Origin of the sequence: Amycolatopsis alkalitolerans (assembly GCF_006152065.1) — a bacterium.
Taxonomy (GTDB): domain Bacteria; phylum Actinomycetota; class Actinomycetes; order Mycobacteriales; family Pseudonocardiaceae; genus Amycolatopsis_E; species Amycolatopsis_E alkalitolerans.
Map to the genome: position 1 here is coordinate 161877 of NZ_VDFW01000006.1, position 13442 is coordinate 175318.

The window sequence follows — 13442 nt, forward strand, 5'->3', positions numbered from 1 at the left end:
CCGATGCCCGAGTTACCTGAGGTCGAGGCGCTCGCACACCACCTGCGCGAGCACGCGGTCGGCCGGACGGTGACGCGGGTGGACGTGGCGTCGTTCGGTGTGCTGAAGACCGTGAGCCCGCAGTGGACGGAACTGCACGGGCGCACCGTGACCGGCGCCGGCCGCTACGGCAAGCATCTCGATCTCGACTGCGACGGGATCCATCTCGTGATCCACCTGGCCCGCGCGGGCTGGCTGCGCTGGTCCGATCAGCTCTCGCCGACGCCACCCAAACCGGGTCGCGGTCCGCTGGCGCTGCGGGTCCACCTTGGGGGGCCGGGGTTCGACCTGACCGAGGCCGGCACGAAGAAGGGGCTCGCGGTGTGGATCGTGCACGATCCGAAGGACGTGCCGAGCGTCGCGCGGCTTGGGCCCGATGCCCTGGAGCTCACCCGCGAGAGGCTCGGCGAGTTGTTCACCGGCCGCACGGAACGGCTCAAGACCGCGCTGACCGACCAGCCGCTGATCGCCGGCATCGGCAACGCCTACTCCGACGAGATCATGCACGCCGCGAAGCTGTCGCCGTATGCGACGCCGGGCAAGCTCTCCGAGGAGGCGCTGGACCGGTTGTTCGACGCGATGCACGAGGTGCTCACGAACGCCGTAGAACGGTCGGTCGGCCAGGACGCGGCACGCCTGAAGGGCGAGAAGCGATCCGGCCTCAAGGTGCACGCGCGGGCGGGTCTGCCGTGCCCGGTCTGCGGGGACACGGTGCGCGAGATCTCGTTCGCGGACAAGGCGTTCCAGTACTGCCCGACCTGCCAGACAGGCGGCAAGCCGCTTGCGGACCGCAGAATGTCGCGGCTGCTGAAGTAGCAGACGGTAGGGGCGCCGTTCACCCGTTCATCGTCTAATTGCGACACTTGGCTGGCGGATACGGCGCCGTTCTCGCGTTGGGTAAGGTGCGCCCTGCCCCAGGGTGTCGGTATCTACACAGAAAGTGGGCCCGAAGCCTTGCACCCGGCTGACCGAGCGCAGAGCATTGACGCCGTGTCCGAGTTGCCGATCGCGCAGATCATCCCGTGGACTCTCGCGGGCTTGCTGCTGATCGTCGTGGTGGTACTCCTCGTCCGGTCCCGCAAACCGAGCAGTTTCGTGGACGACGCGGTGCTCGAAGCCGTGTACCACATGTCGAAGGCCACCCCGGACCTCCGCGAGGGCTTCGACCAGGTCGCGGCCGACAGGATCACCTCGCAGCTGCTCGAACTCCTCAAATGCGTCGCGGTCGGGATCACCGACCCCGAGGGCACCCTCGCGTCCTGGGACGGGGAGGCCAACGACCACTACGTCGACCTCACCACCGCCATCGGGATGGCGATCCGCAAGAGCCGGCGTGAGGTCGTCAACCACGACGACGTCCCCTGTGACCACCGCGGCACCTGCAAGATGAAGACCGCCGTGATCGTCCCCCTGATCGTCGACGGCGAGGTGGAGGCCGCGCTCGTCGTGGTCGGCCGCTCGAAGGGCAAGCGCCTGGTGCAGATGGCCGACGCGGTCGCCCAGTTCGTCTGCACCCAGTTCGAACTGGCCCGCCTCGACGAGTCGAAACTGCAGTTGCAGCAGGCCGAGATCAAGGCATTGCGCGCGCAGATCTCACCCCACTTCATCTACAACGCCCTCAACACGATCTCCTCGCTCATCCGCACCGATCCCGAAGAGGCGCGAGAGCTGCTGCAGGAGTTCGCCGACTTCACCCGGTACTCGTTCCGCACCTCGGGCATGTTCACGTCGCTCGCCGACGAGCTGCGCAATATCGACCGCTACCTCACCATCGAGCGCGCCCGGTTCGGCGGCCGGCTCGAGGTGCGGCTGAAGATCGCGCCTGAGGTGCTCTCGGTCGTGGTGCCGTTCCTGATCATCCAGCCGCTCGTGGAGAACGCCGTCCAGCACGGGCTCGCGAGCAAGCCGAGCGGCGGCATGGTCACCGTGACCGCGCAAGACTACGGCAGCGAGGCACTGATCAGCGTCGAGGACGACGGGATCGGCATGGACCCGGCGCGCCTAGCGGACCTGCGCAACTCCCACCGCACTGGCGCGCATGTCGGGCTCGGCAACATCAACGCCCGGATGCGGCAGCTGTTCGGCGACGAGTACGCGCTGATGGTCGAGACCGCGCCCGGTGCGGGGATGAAGGTGACCCTGCGCGTGCCGAAGTTCGCCCCCGGCGTACGCACCGAGCTGCCGGACTACTCGGCCGCGGTCCCCGCGCAGGCATCGCGCAACGGCTCACCTGCGCACGCGAAGAAAGGTCCGTAACCTGGCGGCATGCCATCCGTGACCGAGTTGACGAGCAGGATCCCACGAATCGGTGACCGGGGTGACCGCACCGACGTCGTCGCGGTCGTCAAGCTGCACGGTGTCATCACGCCGACCCCGTCGCCGCTTGCGCGGGGCACGATCAACCTCGCGGCCGTCGAGTCGGCGCTGACCAGGGCGTTCGATCACGACCGGCTCAAGGCCGTCGCGCTGCTGATCAACTCGCCCGGCGGCGCCCCCACCCAGTCGGGGCTGGTCGCGGAGCGTATCCGGCAGCTGGCCGCGAAGAAGAAGGACGTGCCGGTGCTGGCGTTCTGCGAGGACGTCACGGCGTCGGGCGGGTACTGGCTCGCATGCGCGGCGGACGAGATCTACGCGCACCGCACTTCGATCGTCGGGTCGATCGGCGTGATCAGCGGCGGGTTCGGGTTCACCGGGCTGCTGGAGCGGTTCGGCATCGAGCGGCGGCTGCACACCGCTGGCGCGAACAAGTCCCGGCTCGACCCGTTCAGCCCGGAGAAGCCCGAGGACGTCGAATGGCTCAAGAAAATGCATGCCCAGCTGCACGAACTGTTCGTGAGCTGGGTCCAGGAGCGCCGCGGCGACCGGCTCGCCCAGACCGAGGACCTGTTCACCGGTGACGTCTGGCTCGGCGCGAAGGCGAAGGAACTCGGCCTCATCGACGGGCTGGGCAACCTGCGCGAGACGATCGCGGAACGGTTCCCTGGCGCGGAGATCAAGATGGCCGAACCGAAGAAGCCGTTGCTCGCCCGGCTCGGCGTCGGGGCGCCGGCCGCGGCGATCTTGGAAGCGGTGTCACACAAAGCGATTTGGAGCCGGTACGGGTTGTAGCGTGTTCGCCCAAGCGCGGTATGGACAGTAAGGTCGGCTCTAGGCAGGATGCGAACCACTGTGAGTGCGCAAACTGACACACGGCGACTGGTCGTCCTCGCCGTGGACGACGAACCCCACGGGCTGAACCTGCTCGTCGAGGGCCTGCAGGCGAACCACCATATCGGCCGGGTCTTCGCCGCGGTCGACGCCGCGGAGGCGCTGCGCCTGCTCGCCTCCGACGACGACGAGTTGCGCAACCGCAAGGAACGCGGGCTCCCCGCGATCGACGCGGTGTTCGCGGACCTGCAGATGCCCGGGTTGTCGGGGATGGAGATGGCGCGGGTGTTCTCCGCGCTCAACCCGGCGCCGGTACTGGTGTTCGTCACCGGGCACGCCTCCGAAGCGGTGAACGCCTTCGATCTCGGCGCCGTGGACTACCTGCTCAAGCCGTGCAACCAGAACAGGCTGGACCGCGCCGTGGACCGGGTGCTGGACAAGCTCAGCAGCACGCCGGCCGCCAGCAGTCCCTCGGGCGCGGCGGCCCCGGCGAAAGCGGACGACGACGAGGTGATCCCAGTCGAGCTGGCCGGCACCACGAAGCTGGTCCCGCGCTCGACGGTGCGGTGGGTCGAGGCGCAGGGCGACTACGCGCGCCTGTTCACCACGGACGGAAACAGTCACCTGGTCCGGATCCCGTTGACACAGCTGGAAGAACGCTGGGAGAAGGCCGGGTTCGTGCGGATCCACCGGTCGTTCCTGGTCGCGCTCAGCCTGATCACCGAGCTGCGGATGGGGCAGGGCGGGTACCAGGTGGTGATCGGCAACGACGAGAAGCTCCTGCCGGTCTCGCGCCGGCACACCCGTGAACTCAAGGATCGCTTGACCGGGCGATGAACGAGGACTACTACCAGCAGGTCGACGGGGTACGGGAGCCCGATCCCACCCTCGGGAAGAACTTCGCGACGCACGAGCCCGCGACGGTGGAGCGCGTGCCGCCGGTCCCCGCCGAACAGCCGGCCGAGACCCCGGCGAAACCGCTCAAGCGGCAACGGGTGGTGCTGGCGGATCCGCACTCGCGGTCGTCGACGCCGACGCTGCGCGCGAGGGTCGAGCTCGAGGAGCAGACGAGCTGGGGTGCGCTGCTCGTCGACGACCTGGTCAAGCACCAGTTGCGCGCCGGGCTCATGCTCGCCGCGCTCGTGGTGGTCGTGCTCGGCGGGCTGCCGCTCGCGTTCTACCTCTCGCCCGCCTTCGCCGGGCTGCGCGTGATCGGCGTGCCGCTGGCCTGGCTCCTGCTGGCCATCCTGCCGTTTCCACTGCTCCTGCTGGCCGGTCTGCTGTACAACCGGCTGGCCGAAGGAAACGAACGCGACTTCGTCGACATGATCGAAAATTAGACAGTGAAGTGGTTTGCGTGGCGGTGCTGGCGGTGCAAGCTGACGGCCCACGGCAAGCGGCTGCCGCCGCTTATGAGCGCTGCCAAGCGGCAGTGCCACACTATCGACCGTGCAGCTGAACGCGTGGGTGCTGACCGGTGTCGTGCTGGTCGCCGCGATGACCTTCTACCTGGGCCATCGCTCCTCGCGGTTCGCCAGTTCCACCCATGACTTCCTGGTCGCCCGCCGCACGGTGCGTTCCCGCCGGAACGCGGCCGCCATCTCCGGTGAGTACCTCTCGGCCGCGTCGTTCCTCGGCGTCGCGGGGATCGTGCTCAAGGAGGGCGCCGACGGGCTGTGGTACCCGATCGGCTTCACCGCGGGCTACCTCGCGCTGATGCTGTTCGTCGCGGCACCGTTGCGGCGTTCGGGCGCGTACACCCTGCCCGACTTCATCGAGGCCCGGCTCGGTTCGGTCACGCTTCGCCGGTGCGCCACGGCCTTCGTGATCGTGATCGGCATCCTCTACCTGGTGCCGCAACTGCAGGGCGCGGGGCTCGCGTTGACCACCGTGCTGCCGGTGCCGCTGTGGGTCGGCGCGGTCGGGGTGACCGTGATCGTCGCCGGCAACGTACTCGCCGGCGGGATGCGCGCGATCACCGTGGTCCAGGCGTTCCAGTACTGGTTCAAGCTCTTCGCCCTCGCCGTGCCGGCGTTCGTGCTGTGCGCCGTCTTCGTGACCGGCGGGCACGGCGGGCCCGCCGGTGCGCTCGGCTCGTCGGCCGCGCCGAAGTTCACCGCGGACACCACCGTGACGATCAAGACCGACGTGAACCTGCGGGTCGACGCGCTGACCCCGGTTACCGTGCGCGATCCGGGCGCGACCGCGGAGCGGACGGCGGGCTGGGTCAAGGGCTCGACCGAGCACGTGCTGAAGGGCACCGTGCTGCGGTTCCCCGCGGGCACCCCGGTTCCGGTGGTCACGGATGCCGTCCCGGCCAACGGAGAGTGGCTCCGTCCCGGCAGTTCCGGGCTGCCGGATCTGCTGCAGACCTACTCGCTGATCCTCGCGCTGTTCCTCGGCACGATGGGCCTGCCGCATGTGCTGGTCCGCTTCTACACCAACCCCGACGGCAAGGCCGCCCGCCGCACGGCGGTGCACGTGCTGTTGCTGCTGGGCCTGTTCTACGTGTTCCCGACGGTGCTCGGCGCGATGTCCCGGATGTACGTGCCCGAACTGCTGGTCACGGGTCAGACCGACGCCGCCGTGCTGCTGCTGCCGCACGCGGTGCTGCCCGGCGTGGGCGGGGAGATCCTGACCGCGGTGGTCATGGCGGGCGCCTTCGCCGCGTTCCTGTCCACCTCGTCCGGGCTGCTGGTGAGCGTCGCCGGGGTGGTGTCGACCGACGTGTTCAAGGGACGGGTGCGTGATTTCCGGTGGGCGACGGTGATCGTCGGCATCGTGCCGGCGGCGCTCGCGCTCGCGATGCGCCCGACCGATCTCTCGCTCAGCGTCGGGATGTCCTTCGCGCTGGCGGCGTCGACCTTCGCGCCCGTGCTCGTGCTGGGTATCTGGTGGCGCGGGCTGACCTGGCCGGGCGCGATGGCCGGCATGATCGTCGGCGGCGGGCTGGTCGTCGCGGCGCTCGCGGTCCACACGGTCAGCGGGTACACCGGCAACTGGGCGCCGTGGCTGGCCGATCAGCCTGCGCTGGTCACCGTCCCGGCCGCGTTCGCGGTGACCGTGCTGGTCAGCCTCGGCACCCGCGCGGGCCGCCCGGCCGACGTCAACGCCGTGATGCTGCGGCTGCACGCGCCCGATCCGCTGGGTTTCATGCGGGACCGTGCGGTCGCCCGGTTCGGCCAGGTCGACAGCCGCCACCGCTCTGGCCGCGGCCGGCACCGCAAGTAGCACCTGCTTCTTTCGCTCATCTGGCGACTGAACTCGTCAATCGGTCAAAGTACTTGTACCCGGATAAAATCCTGCTCTACTGTCAGTGCTTCCGTTCACTCGAAAGGGAATGACTACCCGTGAGTACTACCGAACAGGGCCTGACGGGATCGGGTCCCGGCGGCGACTGGAAAAAGGTGCAGGCCAGTCCCGAGTTCGCCCAGTTGCGACGGCGGTTGCGCACCTTCGTCTTCCCGATGACCGCCCTCTTCCTGGCCTGGTATCTGGTCTACGTCCTGCTCGCCGACTACGCGCACGCCTTCATGGCGACGAAGATCGCCGGGAACTTCAACGTCGGTCTGCTCATCGGCCTGCTGCAGTTCGTGTCCACGTTCCTGATCACCTGGCTGTACGTCCGATACGCGAACCGGAGGCTCGACCCCATCTCGGACAAGATCCGTGACGAGGTGGAGAGCGAGAAGCTCGAGACCGTCGAAGGAGACGCCGAGTGAAGACACTTGCGGCGGGCGTCGAGGGCAGCAACCCCACGCTCAACATCGTCATCTTCGCGGTCTTCGTCGCGATCACCCTGGTGATCGTGTTCTGGGCGAGCCGGAACACCAGGACGGCCTCCGACTACTACGCGGCGGGGCGGGCGTTCACCGGTCCGCAGAACGGAGTCGCGATCTCCGGTGACTACCTGTCCGCGGCCTCGTTCCTCGGGATCGCCGGGGCGATCGCGGTCTACGGCTACGACGGCTTCCTGTACTCGATCGGCTTCCTGGTCGCGTGGCTGGTCGCGCTGCTGCTAGTCGCCGAACTGCTGCGCAACACGGGCAAGTTCACCATGGGCGACGTGCTCGCGTTCCGGATGAAGCAGCGTCCGGTCCGGGCGGCGGCCGCGGTGTCCACGCTGATCGTGTCGCTGTTCTACCTGCTCGCGCAGATGACCGGCGCCGGTGGCCTGGTCAACCTGCTGCTCGGCGTCGAGGGCAACGTCGGCCAGGACCTCGTGATCGCCGTCGTCGGCGTGATCATGGTGCTGTACGTGCTGATCGGCGGGATGAAGGGCACCACCTGGGTGCAGATCGTCAAGGCGGCGCTGCTGATCGTCGGCGCGCTCGCGATGACGCTGTGGGTGCTCGGCAAGTACGGGTTCAACTTCTCCAGCCTGCTGCAGCACGCGGTGGACCGCGCCGGCGGCGGGGCGAAGGGTGAGGCGCTGCTCGGGCCTGGCAAGCAGTACGGCAAGAGCAGCACCACGAAGCTGGACTTCCTGTCCCTGAGCATCGCGCTGGTGCTCGGCACCGCGGGCCTGCCGCATGTGCTGATGCGCTTCTACACCGTGCCGACCGCCAAGGAAGCCCGGCGGTCCGTGGTGTGGGCGATCGTGCTGATCGGCGTGTTCTACCTGTTCACGCTGGTGCTCGGCTACGGCGCGGGCGCGCTGGTGGGCGCGGAAACGATCAACGGCGCACCGGGCAAGACCAACTCCGCGGCGCCGCTGCTCGCGCTGGAACTCGGCGGGCCGGTGCTGCTCGGGTTCATCGCCGCGGTCGCGTTCGCGACGATCCTGGCCGTGGTCGCCGGGCTCACCATCACCGCGTCGGCCTCCTTCGCACACGACGTGTACGCGAACGTGATCAAGAAGGGCCAGGTGGACAGCAAGAACGCGGAGGTGCGGGTCGCCCGGATCACGGCCCTCGTGATCGGTGCGGTCGCCATCGTGGGCGGCATCCTCGCGAAGAACCAGAACGTCGCGTTCCTCGTCGCGCTTGCCTTCGCGATCGCCGCCTCGGCGAACCTGCCGACGCTGGTGTACTCGCTGTTCTGGAAGCGGTTCAACACCCGGGGCGCGCTGTACTCCATGTACGGCGGGCTGGCGGTGTCCCTGGTGCTGATCATCTTCTCGCCCGCGGTGTCCGGCTCCTCGACCGCGATGGTCAAGGGTGCCGACTTCGCCTGGTTCCCGTTGCAGAACCCGGGCCTGGTGTCCATCCCGGCTTCGTTCCTGCTCGGCTGGCTCGGGGCGGTCACCTCGAAGGAGAGCGACGAGGACAAGTACGCCGAGATGGAGGTCCGGGCGCTCACCGGTGCGCACGCGGAGAAAGCCGTAGCGCACTAGCTCACATGCACGCGACGGAGGCGCGTGGGAAACTGGCGGGGTGAATCCGGCTCAGCTTCCTACCGCCTCTGTCTCCGAACTTCCTGATGCCGACCTCACCCTGGTTGACGTGCGGGAGCACGACGAGTGGGCGGCCGGGCACGCGCCCGGCGCGGTGCACATCCCGCTCGGCGAGTTGCCCGCCCGGCTCGAGGAGCTCGCGGAACTGCCCGACGACCAGCCCCTGTACATCGTGTGCCGCACCGGAGGCCGGTCCGCGCGGGCGACGGCCTGGCTCAACGCCAGCGGCTGGGAAGCGGTGAACGTGGCCGGCGGCATGAAGTCCTGGCGTACCGAAGGGCGCCCGGTCGTCGCAGAGCGTCCGAACGCGGCGCCGGAGATCCTGTAGGCCCCATGCGTCCCGGCCAGTACCACTTCCGCCCGCGCGTGCGCTGGGTCGCGTCACCCCCGCCCGGCTCGCAGCCGCCGCGTCGCGCCCGGCGGGCCGAGCCCTACACCGGCCCGCCCGCCTATCCCGTCCCGCCGCGCTGGGGGTTCCCGAACCTGACCTGGCGCGCGCCGACGCTGGTGCCGGGCACGCCGTCGAGTTATCCGCGCCCGGTGGAGCGGGTGCGGCTGCTCTCGCGCAACGCGGTCACGGTCCTGTGGTTCCTCGCCGGGCTGGCGCTCGCCGGTGCGGTGGCCGAGTTCTGGCGGTACGCGCTGCTGGTGATCAGCCGGAACTCCGCGCTGAGCTCCGGGGTCGTGGCGATGTCGGACGCGCTGGAGATCATCGCCTCGTTGCTGAGCGTCGTGTTCGGCCTGCTGGCCATCGGCTCGGTGCTGTGGTGGCTCGTGGTCGCCCGCCAGGCCGCGGCGGACGAGAGCGGCCACGAGCCGCCGCGTTCGGCGCGCCAGGTGGTGATCGGCGCGCTCGTACCGGGGTTCAACCTGGTCATGGCCGGCTCGATCCTCGCCGAATTGGAGCACGCGATCCTGCGCCAGTCCCCGGACCGGCGGCCGCGGCCCTCGCGGCTCGTGCTCGCGTGGTGGGCCGCTTGGGTGGTCGACGCCGTGCTGATGGTCCTGGTGATCGTGTGGCGGTTCCGCTCCGGTATCCAGGCACAGGCGGACGGGGTGTTCCTGTCCGGGCTGCTCGACCTGTCGGCGGTGGTGCTCGCCGTGCTGACCGCGGTCGTGGTGCAGCGGCTGACGAGCCTGCTCGCCCCGATTTCGCTCGACCGGCTGCGGGTGCGCCGGGTGGTCGCGGTCAAGGGCGCGCCGGCGCCCGCGCTGCGCCCGGTCCGGCCGACGACCTCACGCTGAGACGGGCAACGTCCGCAGTCCGCGGATCACGAACTCCGGCCGCCGTTCGGGTTCGCCGGCGAGCTGGAGTCCCGGCAGGCGAGCGGTCAGCGCGCGCAGAGCGGCGCCGATCTCGATCCGGGCGAGCGGGGCGCCGACGCAGTAGTGGATGCCGGCGCCGAAACCCAGGTGCCGAGGCCGCGCTGTGCGACACGGCGATCGCGAGCCCCAGCCCTTCGTGCCGGTGCACCTCGCCGCGCGCCCGTAGCCGGGCGAACTCGGGATAGGGATCGGCGAGGAACTCAGGATCCCGGGGATCGAACACGTTTCGACATTACTGCCGGTGGCCGATCCGGCTCGCGCCCCGTGAGCGGGACACGGGCGCGGATTCGGTAGCGTCTGCGGCCAAGCCGTTCGAGGAGGGCATATGGGCAAGGCCGCGCGCAAGAAGAACAAGGCGCCGAAGGTGCGCGAGGTGTTCGTGGCGCAGCCCTTCGAGGGGCTGGCCGCCGAGCCGGAGCTGGTCGCGCTGCGCGAGTTCGTGCCGTCCGCGACGGCTCCGTTGACGCTGAAGGACTCCACTCGCGAGGTCACGCTGGCGACCGTCCTGCCGGGCGCCGCGGCCGCGTTCGTCCGTTCCGACGAGCGGGTGTTCGTCGGCCTGCAGGTGCAGACCCGCTCCTCCGACGTCAGCCGCGACCTCGGCCGTTCGCTCCGGTGGGCTCTGGACGCCAAGCCCGGCGACGTGCTGTCCGTGCCCGACACCACCACACCGGGCGGTGCAGGGGAACGGCTGCAGGATCTGCTGGTCGCGGAGGCGGAACTCGACGTCACGCTGCACGAGAACTTCGACTGGTGGCTGCCCGCGGACGCCGACGCGGAAGGCGAGGTCAAGCTCTCGCTGGACCGCGCGAACGAGGCGATCATGCCCACCGAACGTCTCGGCACCGGGTCGTACTGGGTGCTCGCCGGGGAGAAGGCGCACCTGCGCTGGGTCCGCCCGGAACCGGAGAACGCCGTGCTGCAGGCGCTCGCGCGGCTGTCGGCCGCCGGTGAGCTGGGGCTCGGCGAGGGCTCCCGCTACGCCGGTTCGTTCCGCGCCCACGGCCTGCTGGTGCCGGTGTGGGACCTCGATCCGGAGGCGCACGCGCGCGAGTGGGCCGAGCCGGCCAGGCAGCTCGGCACCCGTCTCGACAACGCGCTGGCGTCCCTCGGCTCCGAACCACTCGACGCGACCGAGCGCCGGGCCCGCGACGGCCTGATCGGGCGCCAGCTGACCCTGCGGTGATCCTCCACATCTGCTCGCGCGCGGACTGGTCGGGCAGAAAAGGCACCGCGTACCGTTCCTCCTCGCTCGATTCGGCCGGGTTCGTCCACTGCTCCGACCCGGGGACCGCGCACCTCGCCGCGAACGCGCACTACGCCGGGCGCACCGACCTCGTCCTACTGGAAATCGACCCAGCAAGGCTCGACGTGCCCGTTCGCTGGGAAGAGGGCGAGCCTCCGCATCCCGCGGGGATCTGGTTCCCGCATGTCTACGGACCGATCGGGGCGCACGCGGTCGTCGCCGTGCACCCGTTCCCGCCCGGACCGGACGGCGCCTTCCGGCTTCCGGCCTCCCTCGCCAACCGGTAGCCCCCCTCACGCGTCCCCTGAACGAGGAACAAGGCGAGGGGACTGCCATGCGAGGCGTTACGGTGACCACGACCGTCCCGGTCACGGGAAGGGAAACGTCGATGGCGGGTGAGCTCACGGACTTCGAGGAGTTCGTGCACGCGAGCCTTCCTGGCCTGCTCCGCTACGGGCACGCGCTCACCGGCAACCCGCACGACGCGGCCGACCTCGTGCAGACCGTGCTGGAGAAGATCGGCTCGCGCTGGACCCATGTGCAGCGCAAGACCGGAGACCCGCTCGCCTACATCCGCAGATCGATGGCGAACGCGCATATCAGCCGCTGGCGCCGGATCCGCCGGGAAACGCTGGTCGCGGACCTCCCCGACGGCCAGGTCGCCTCCCCGCCGGACCCGTTCGAGCACGAACCGCTATGGCAGGCCCTGCGAGAATTGCCGCCGAGGCAACGTGCCGTCATCGTGCTGCGTTACTACGAAGGACTGTCCGAGGCCGAGATCGCGCAGACGCTCGGGATCAGCCAGGGCACGGTGAAGAGCCAGGCCAGCAAGGCCATCGCGAACCTGCGGACCAAGATCACCGGAGGGAGGGAAGTGGGTTGACCGAACACGACGAACTCGACACGGAGCTGCGCCGGTTGTTCGCGGACGACCGGCTGGACATCCGGCCGGACGAGGCCGCCCCCGCCCGCGTCCTCGCCGGTGCGCGCCGGATCCGCCGGCGCCGGGCCGCGCTGACCGCGACCGGCGGCACACTCACCGCCGTGGTCCTGGTGACCGCCGGGCTGCTGCTGGGGCCGCTGCGCCCGGCCAGCACCAACACGGCCGCCCCGGTCGAGGACTCGACGACTCGCGCCACCGGATCGTCTGCGCCGCTCACCGCGAACCCGGTCAACCCGGCGCCGGGCAGCCAGTCCACCGCCGAGTCCACCGGCAGCACGGGGCAGTCGGAGCCGTCGCGGACCCCGGCACGGTCGTCGTCCTCGGCCGCTCCGCCGACGACCGCGTCGTCACGCGGCCAGACCGCACCGCTGATGACCGGAGCGGTCCTCGGCCCGGATGGCTACAGCAAGCTCGTGCTCGGCATGTCCTTCGCCGACGCCAAGAAGACCGGGCTGCTCGCGGGCGCCGGCACCGCGCCGAGCGGCTGCGCGGGCTACCGGCTCACCGAAGGCTCGGCGAGCGTCAGCGTCGTGACGATCTCGGACACGAACGGCGTCGTCGGCTTCGACGCGACCGGCGCGCACACGCCCGAGCGGATCCGCATCGGTTCCACCAAGGACGAGCTGGAGGCGGCCTACCCGGGCCTGAGCAAGAACGGCAGCACGTACACGGCCGACGCGGGCGGAGGCGGCAGCTACGTCTTCGCTGTCGATGACAGCAACCACGTCAGCACGCTCCAGCTGGTCGCCTCCACCAGCTGCTGACCTAGAGTGCGCCGCCGGCCACAGCGGGCATGCTCGCGTCTTCGCCGGGAGCGACCGACTCGCGGGCGAGCCAGTTCTCGATCTCGAACAGGTTGCCTTCGGCGCGCTCGACCACGGTGCGCAGCGTGGTCATCGTGGCGACCTCTTCGATCTGCTCGGCGAGGAACCACTGGAGGAACTGCTCACCCTGGTAGTCGTCCTCGTCGCGGGCGGCCTTGACGAGCGCGCGGAAGTCGGCGGTGACGCCCCTCTCCTGCTCGAGCGCGAGCTCGACCAGGTCGGCGACCTTTTCGAAGTCGTTGCGGATCTCACCCGTGCCGGGGATTTCCACATGGTGGTCGGTATCCATCAGGTACCGCGTGATCGCGAGCGCGTGATTGCGTTCCTCGACCGCCTGCCGGTAAAAGAACTTCGCGAGCTGCGGCAGATCCGAGTTGTCGGCCCAGACCGCGATCGCGACATACTGCTGCGAGGCGTTGAACTCGGTGTGGATCTGCTGTTGCAGCAGCTCATAGAACTTGGAACGGGGTTCTTTCCGCTTGGTGGCCATGTCCCCGAGAATAGAGGAAAGGAAATTGCTTC

The 13442-nt window shown here is 69.6% G+C and carries 15 protein-coding genes and 1 pseudogene; 14 read left to right on the plus strand and 2 right to left on the minus strand.

Features of this window, described 5'->3' with window-relative positions; translation table 11 throughout:
• Positions 1 to 3 precede the first annotated feature (3 nt).
• The 10 genes from FG385_RS09840 (at position 4) to FG385_RS09885 (ending at position 9826) form a co-directional block, all read left to right on the plus strand.
• Entirely contained in the window at positions 4 to 855 is an 852-nt protein-coding gene (locus FG385_RS09840) for an Fpg/Nei family DNA glycosylase (protein WP_139096328.1), read from the plus strand.
• A 165-nt stretch (positions 856 to 1020) separates the two neighbouring features.
• Entirely contained in the window at positions 1021 to 2295 is a 1275-nt protein-coding gene (locus FG385_RS09845; protein ID WP_139096442.1) for a GAF domain-containing sensor histidine kinase, read from the plus strand.
• Positions 2296 to 2304: 9 nt separating this feature from the next.
• Positions 2305 to 3147, plus strand: a complete 843-nt coding sequence (locus tag FG385_RS09850; protein WP_139096329.1) for a S49 family peptidase — start codon at positions 2305 to 2307, stop codon at positions 3145 to 3147.
• Positions 3148 to 3195: 48 nt separating this feature from the next.
• Positions 3196 to 4023: a LytR/AlgR family response regulator transcription factor gene (locus FG385_RS09855; RefSeq protein WP_139096330.1), complete on the plus strand. Its 828-nt coding sequence runs from the start codon at positions 3196 to 3198 to the stop codon at positions 4021 to 4023.
• Complete coding sequence (locus FG385_RS09860) at positions 4020 to 4526, plus strand: hypothetical protein (protein ID WP_139096331.1); 507 nt, start codon at positions 4020 to 4022, stop codon at positions 4524 to 4526. Before FG385_RS09855 ends, FG385_RS09860 begins: the two co-directional genes overlap by 4 nt.
• 109 nt (positions 4527 to 4635) lie before the next feature.
• A complete protein-coding gene (locus FG385_RS09865) occupies positions 4636 to 6417 on the plus strand; it encodes a sodium/solute symporter (protein WP_139096332.1) in 1782 nt (593 codons plus the stop codon).
• A gap of 119 nt (positions 6418 to 6536) precedes the next feature.
• Complete coding sequence (locus FG385_RS09870; protein ID WP_139096333.1) at positions 6537 to 6908, plus strand: DUF485 domain-containing protein; 372 nt, start codon at positions 6537 to 6539, stop codon at positions 6906 to 6908.
• On the plus strand, positions 6905 to 8521 hold the full coding sequence (locus FG385_RS09875) for a solute symporter family protein (protein WP_139096334.1): 1617 nt from the start codon (positions 6905 to 6907) through the stop codon (positions 8519 to 8521). The genes FG385_RS09870 and FG385_RS09875 overlap by 4 nt, the downstream gene beginning before the upstream one ends.
• A 40-nt stretch (positions 8522 to 8561) precedes the next feature.
• Entirely contained in the window at positions 8562 to 8909 is a 348-nt protein-coding gene (locus FG385_RS09880) for a rhodanese-like domain-containing protein (protein WP_139096335.1), read from the plus strand.
• A 5-nt stretch (positions 8910 to 8914) separates the two neighbouring features.
• Positions 8915 to 9826, plus strand: a complete 912-nt coding sequence (locus FG385_RS09885; protein ID WP_139096336.1) for a DUF4328 domain-containing protein — start codon at positions 8915 to 8917, stop codon at positions 9824 to 9826.
• Here the strand turns inward: FG385_RS09885 and FG385_RS34765 are convergent.
• Positions 9818 to 9997, minus strand: a pseudogene (locus FG385_RS34765) (cytochrome P450); the annotation flags it as partial. The gene FG385_RS09885 and the pseudogene FG385_RS34765 sit on opposite strands and share 9 nt — an antisense overlap.
• Positions 9998 to 10232: 235 nt before the next feature.
• Between FG385_RS34765 and FG385_RS09895 the strand changes: the two are divergent.
• The 4 genes from FG385_RS09895 to FG385_RS09910 all read left to right on the plus strand — a co-directional run bounded on the left by FG385_RS09895 (position 10233) and on the right by FG385_RS09910 (position 12860).
• Entirely contained in the window at positions 10233 to 11093 is an 861-nt protein-coding gene (locus FG385_RS09895; protein ID WP_139096337.1) for a DUF5926 family protein, read from the plus strand.
• A complete protein-coding gene (locus FG385_RS09900; RefSeq protein ID WP_139096338.1) occupies positions 11090 to 11440 on the plus strand; it encodes a DUF952 domain-containing protein in 351 nt (116 codons plus the stop codon). Before FG385_RS09895 ends, FG385_RS09900 begins: the two co-directional genes overlap by 4 nt.
• A gap of 101 nt (positions 11441 to 11541) precedes the next feature.
• Complete coding sequence (locus tag FG385_RS09905; RefSeq protein WP_139096443.1) at positions 11542 to 12036, plus strand: SigE family RNA polymerase sigma factor; 495 nt, start codon at positions 11542 to 11544, stop codon at positions 12034 to 12036.
• Entirely contained in the window at positions 12033 to 12860 is an 828-nt protein-coding gene (locus FG385_RS09910; protein WP_139096339.1) for a RodZ family helix-turn-helix domain-containing protein, read from the plus strand. The genes FG385_RS09905 and FG385_RS09910 overlap by 4 nt, the downstream gene beginning before the upstream one ends.
• 1 nt (position 12861) lies before the next feature.
• Here FG385_RS09910 and FG385_RS09915 read toward each other — a convergent pair whose 3' ends face one another.
• Positions 12862 to 13410 (minus strand): ferritin, encoded by a 549-nt coding sequence (locus FG385_RS09915; protein WP_139096340.1) that lies wholly within the window; start codon positions 13408 to 13410, stop codon positions 12862 to 12864.
• Positions 13411 to 13442: the final 32 nt, after the last annotated feature.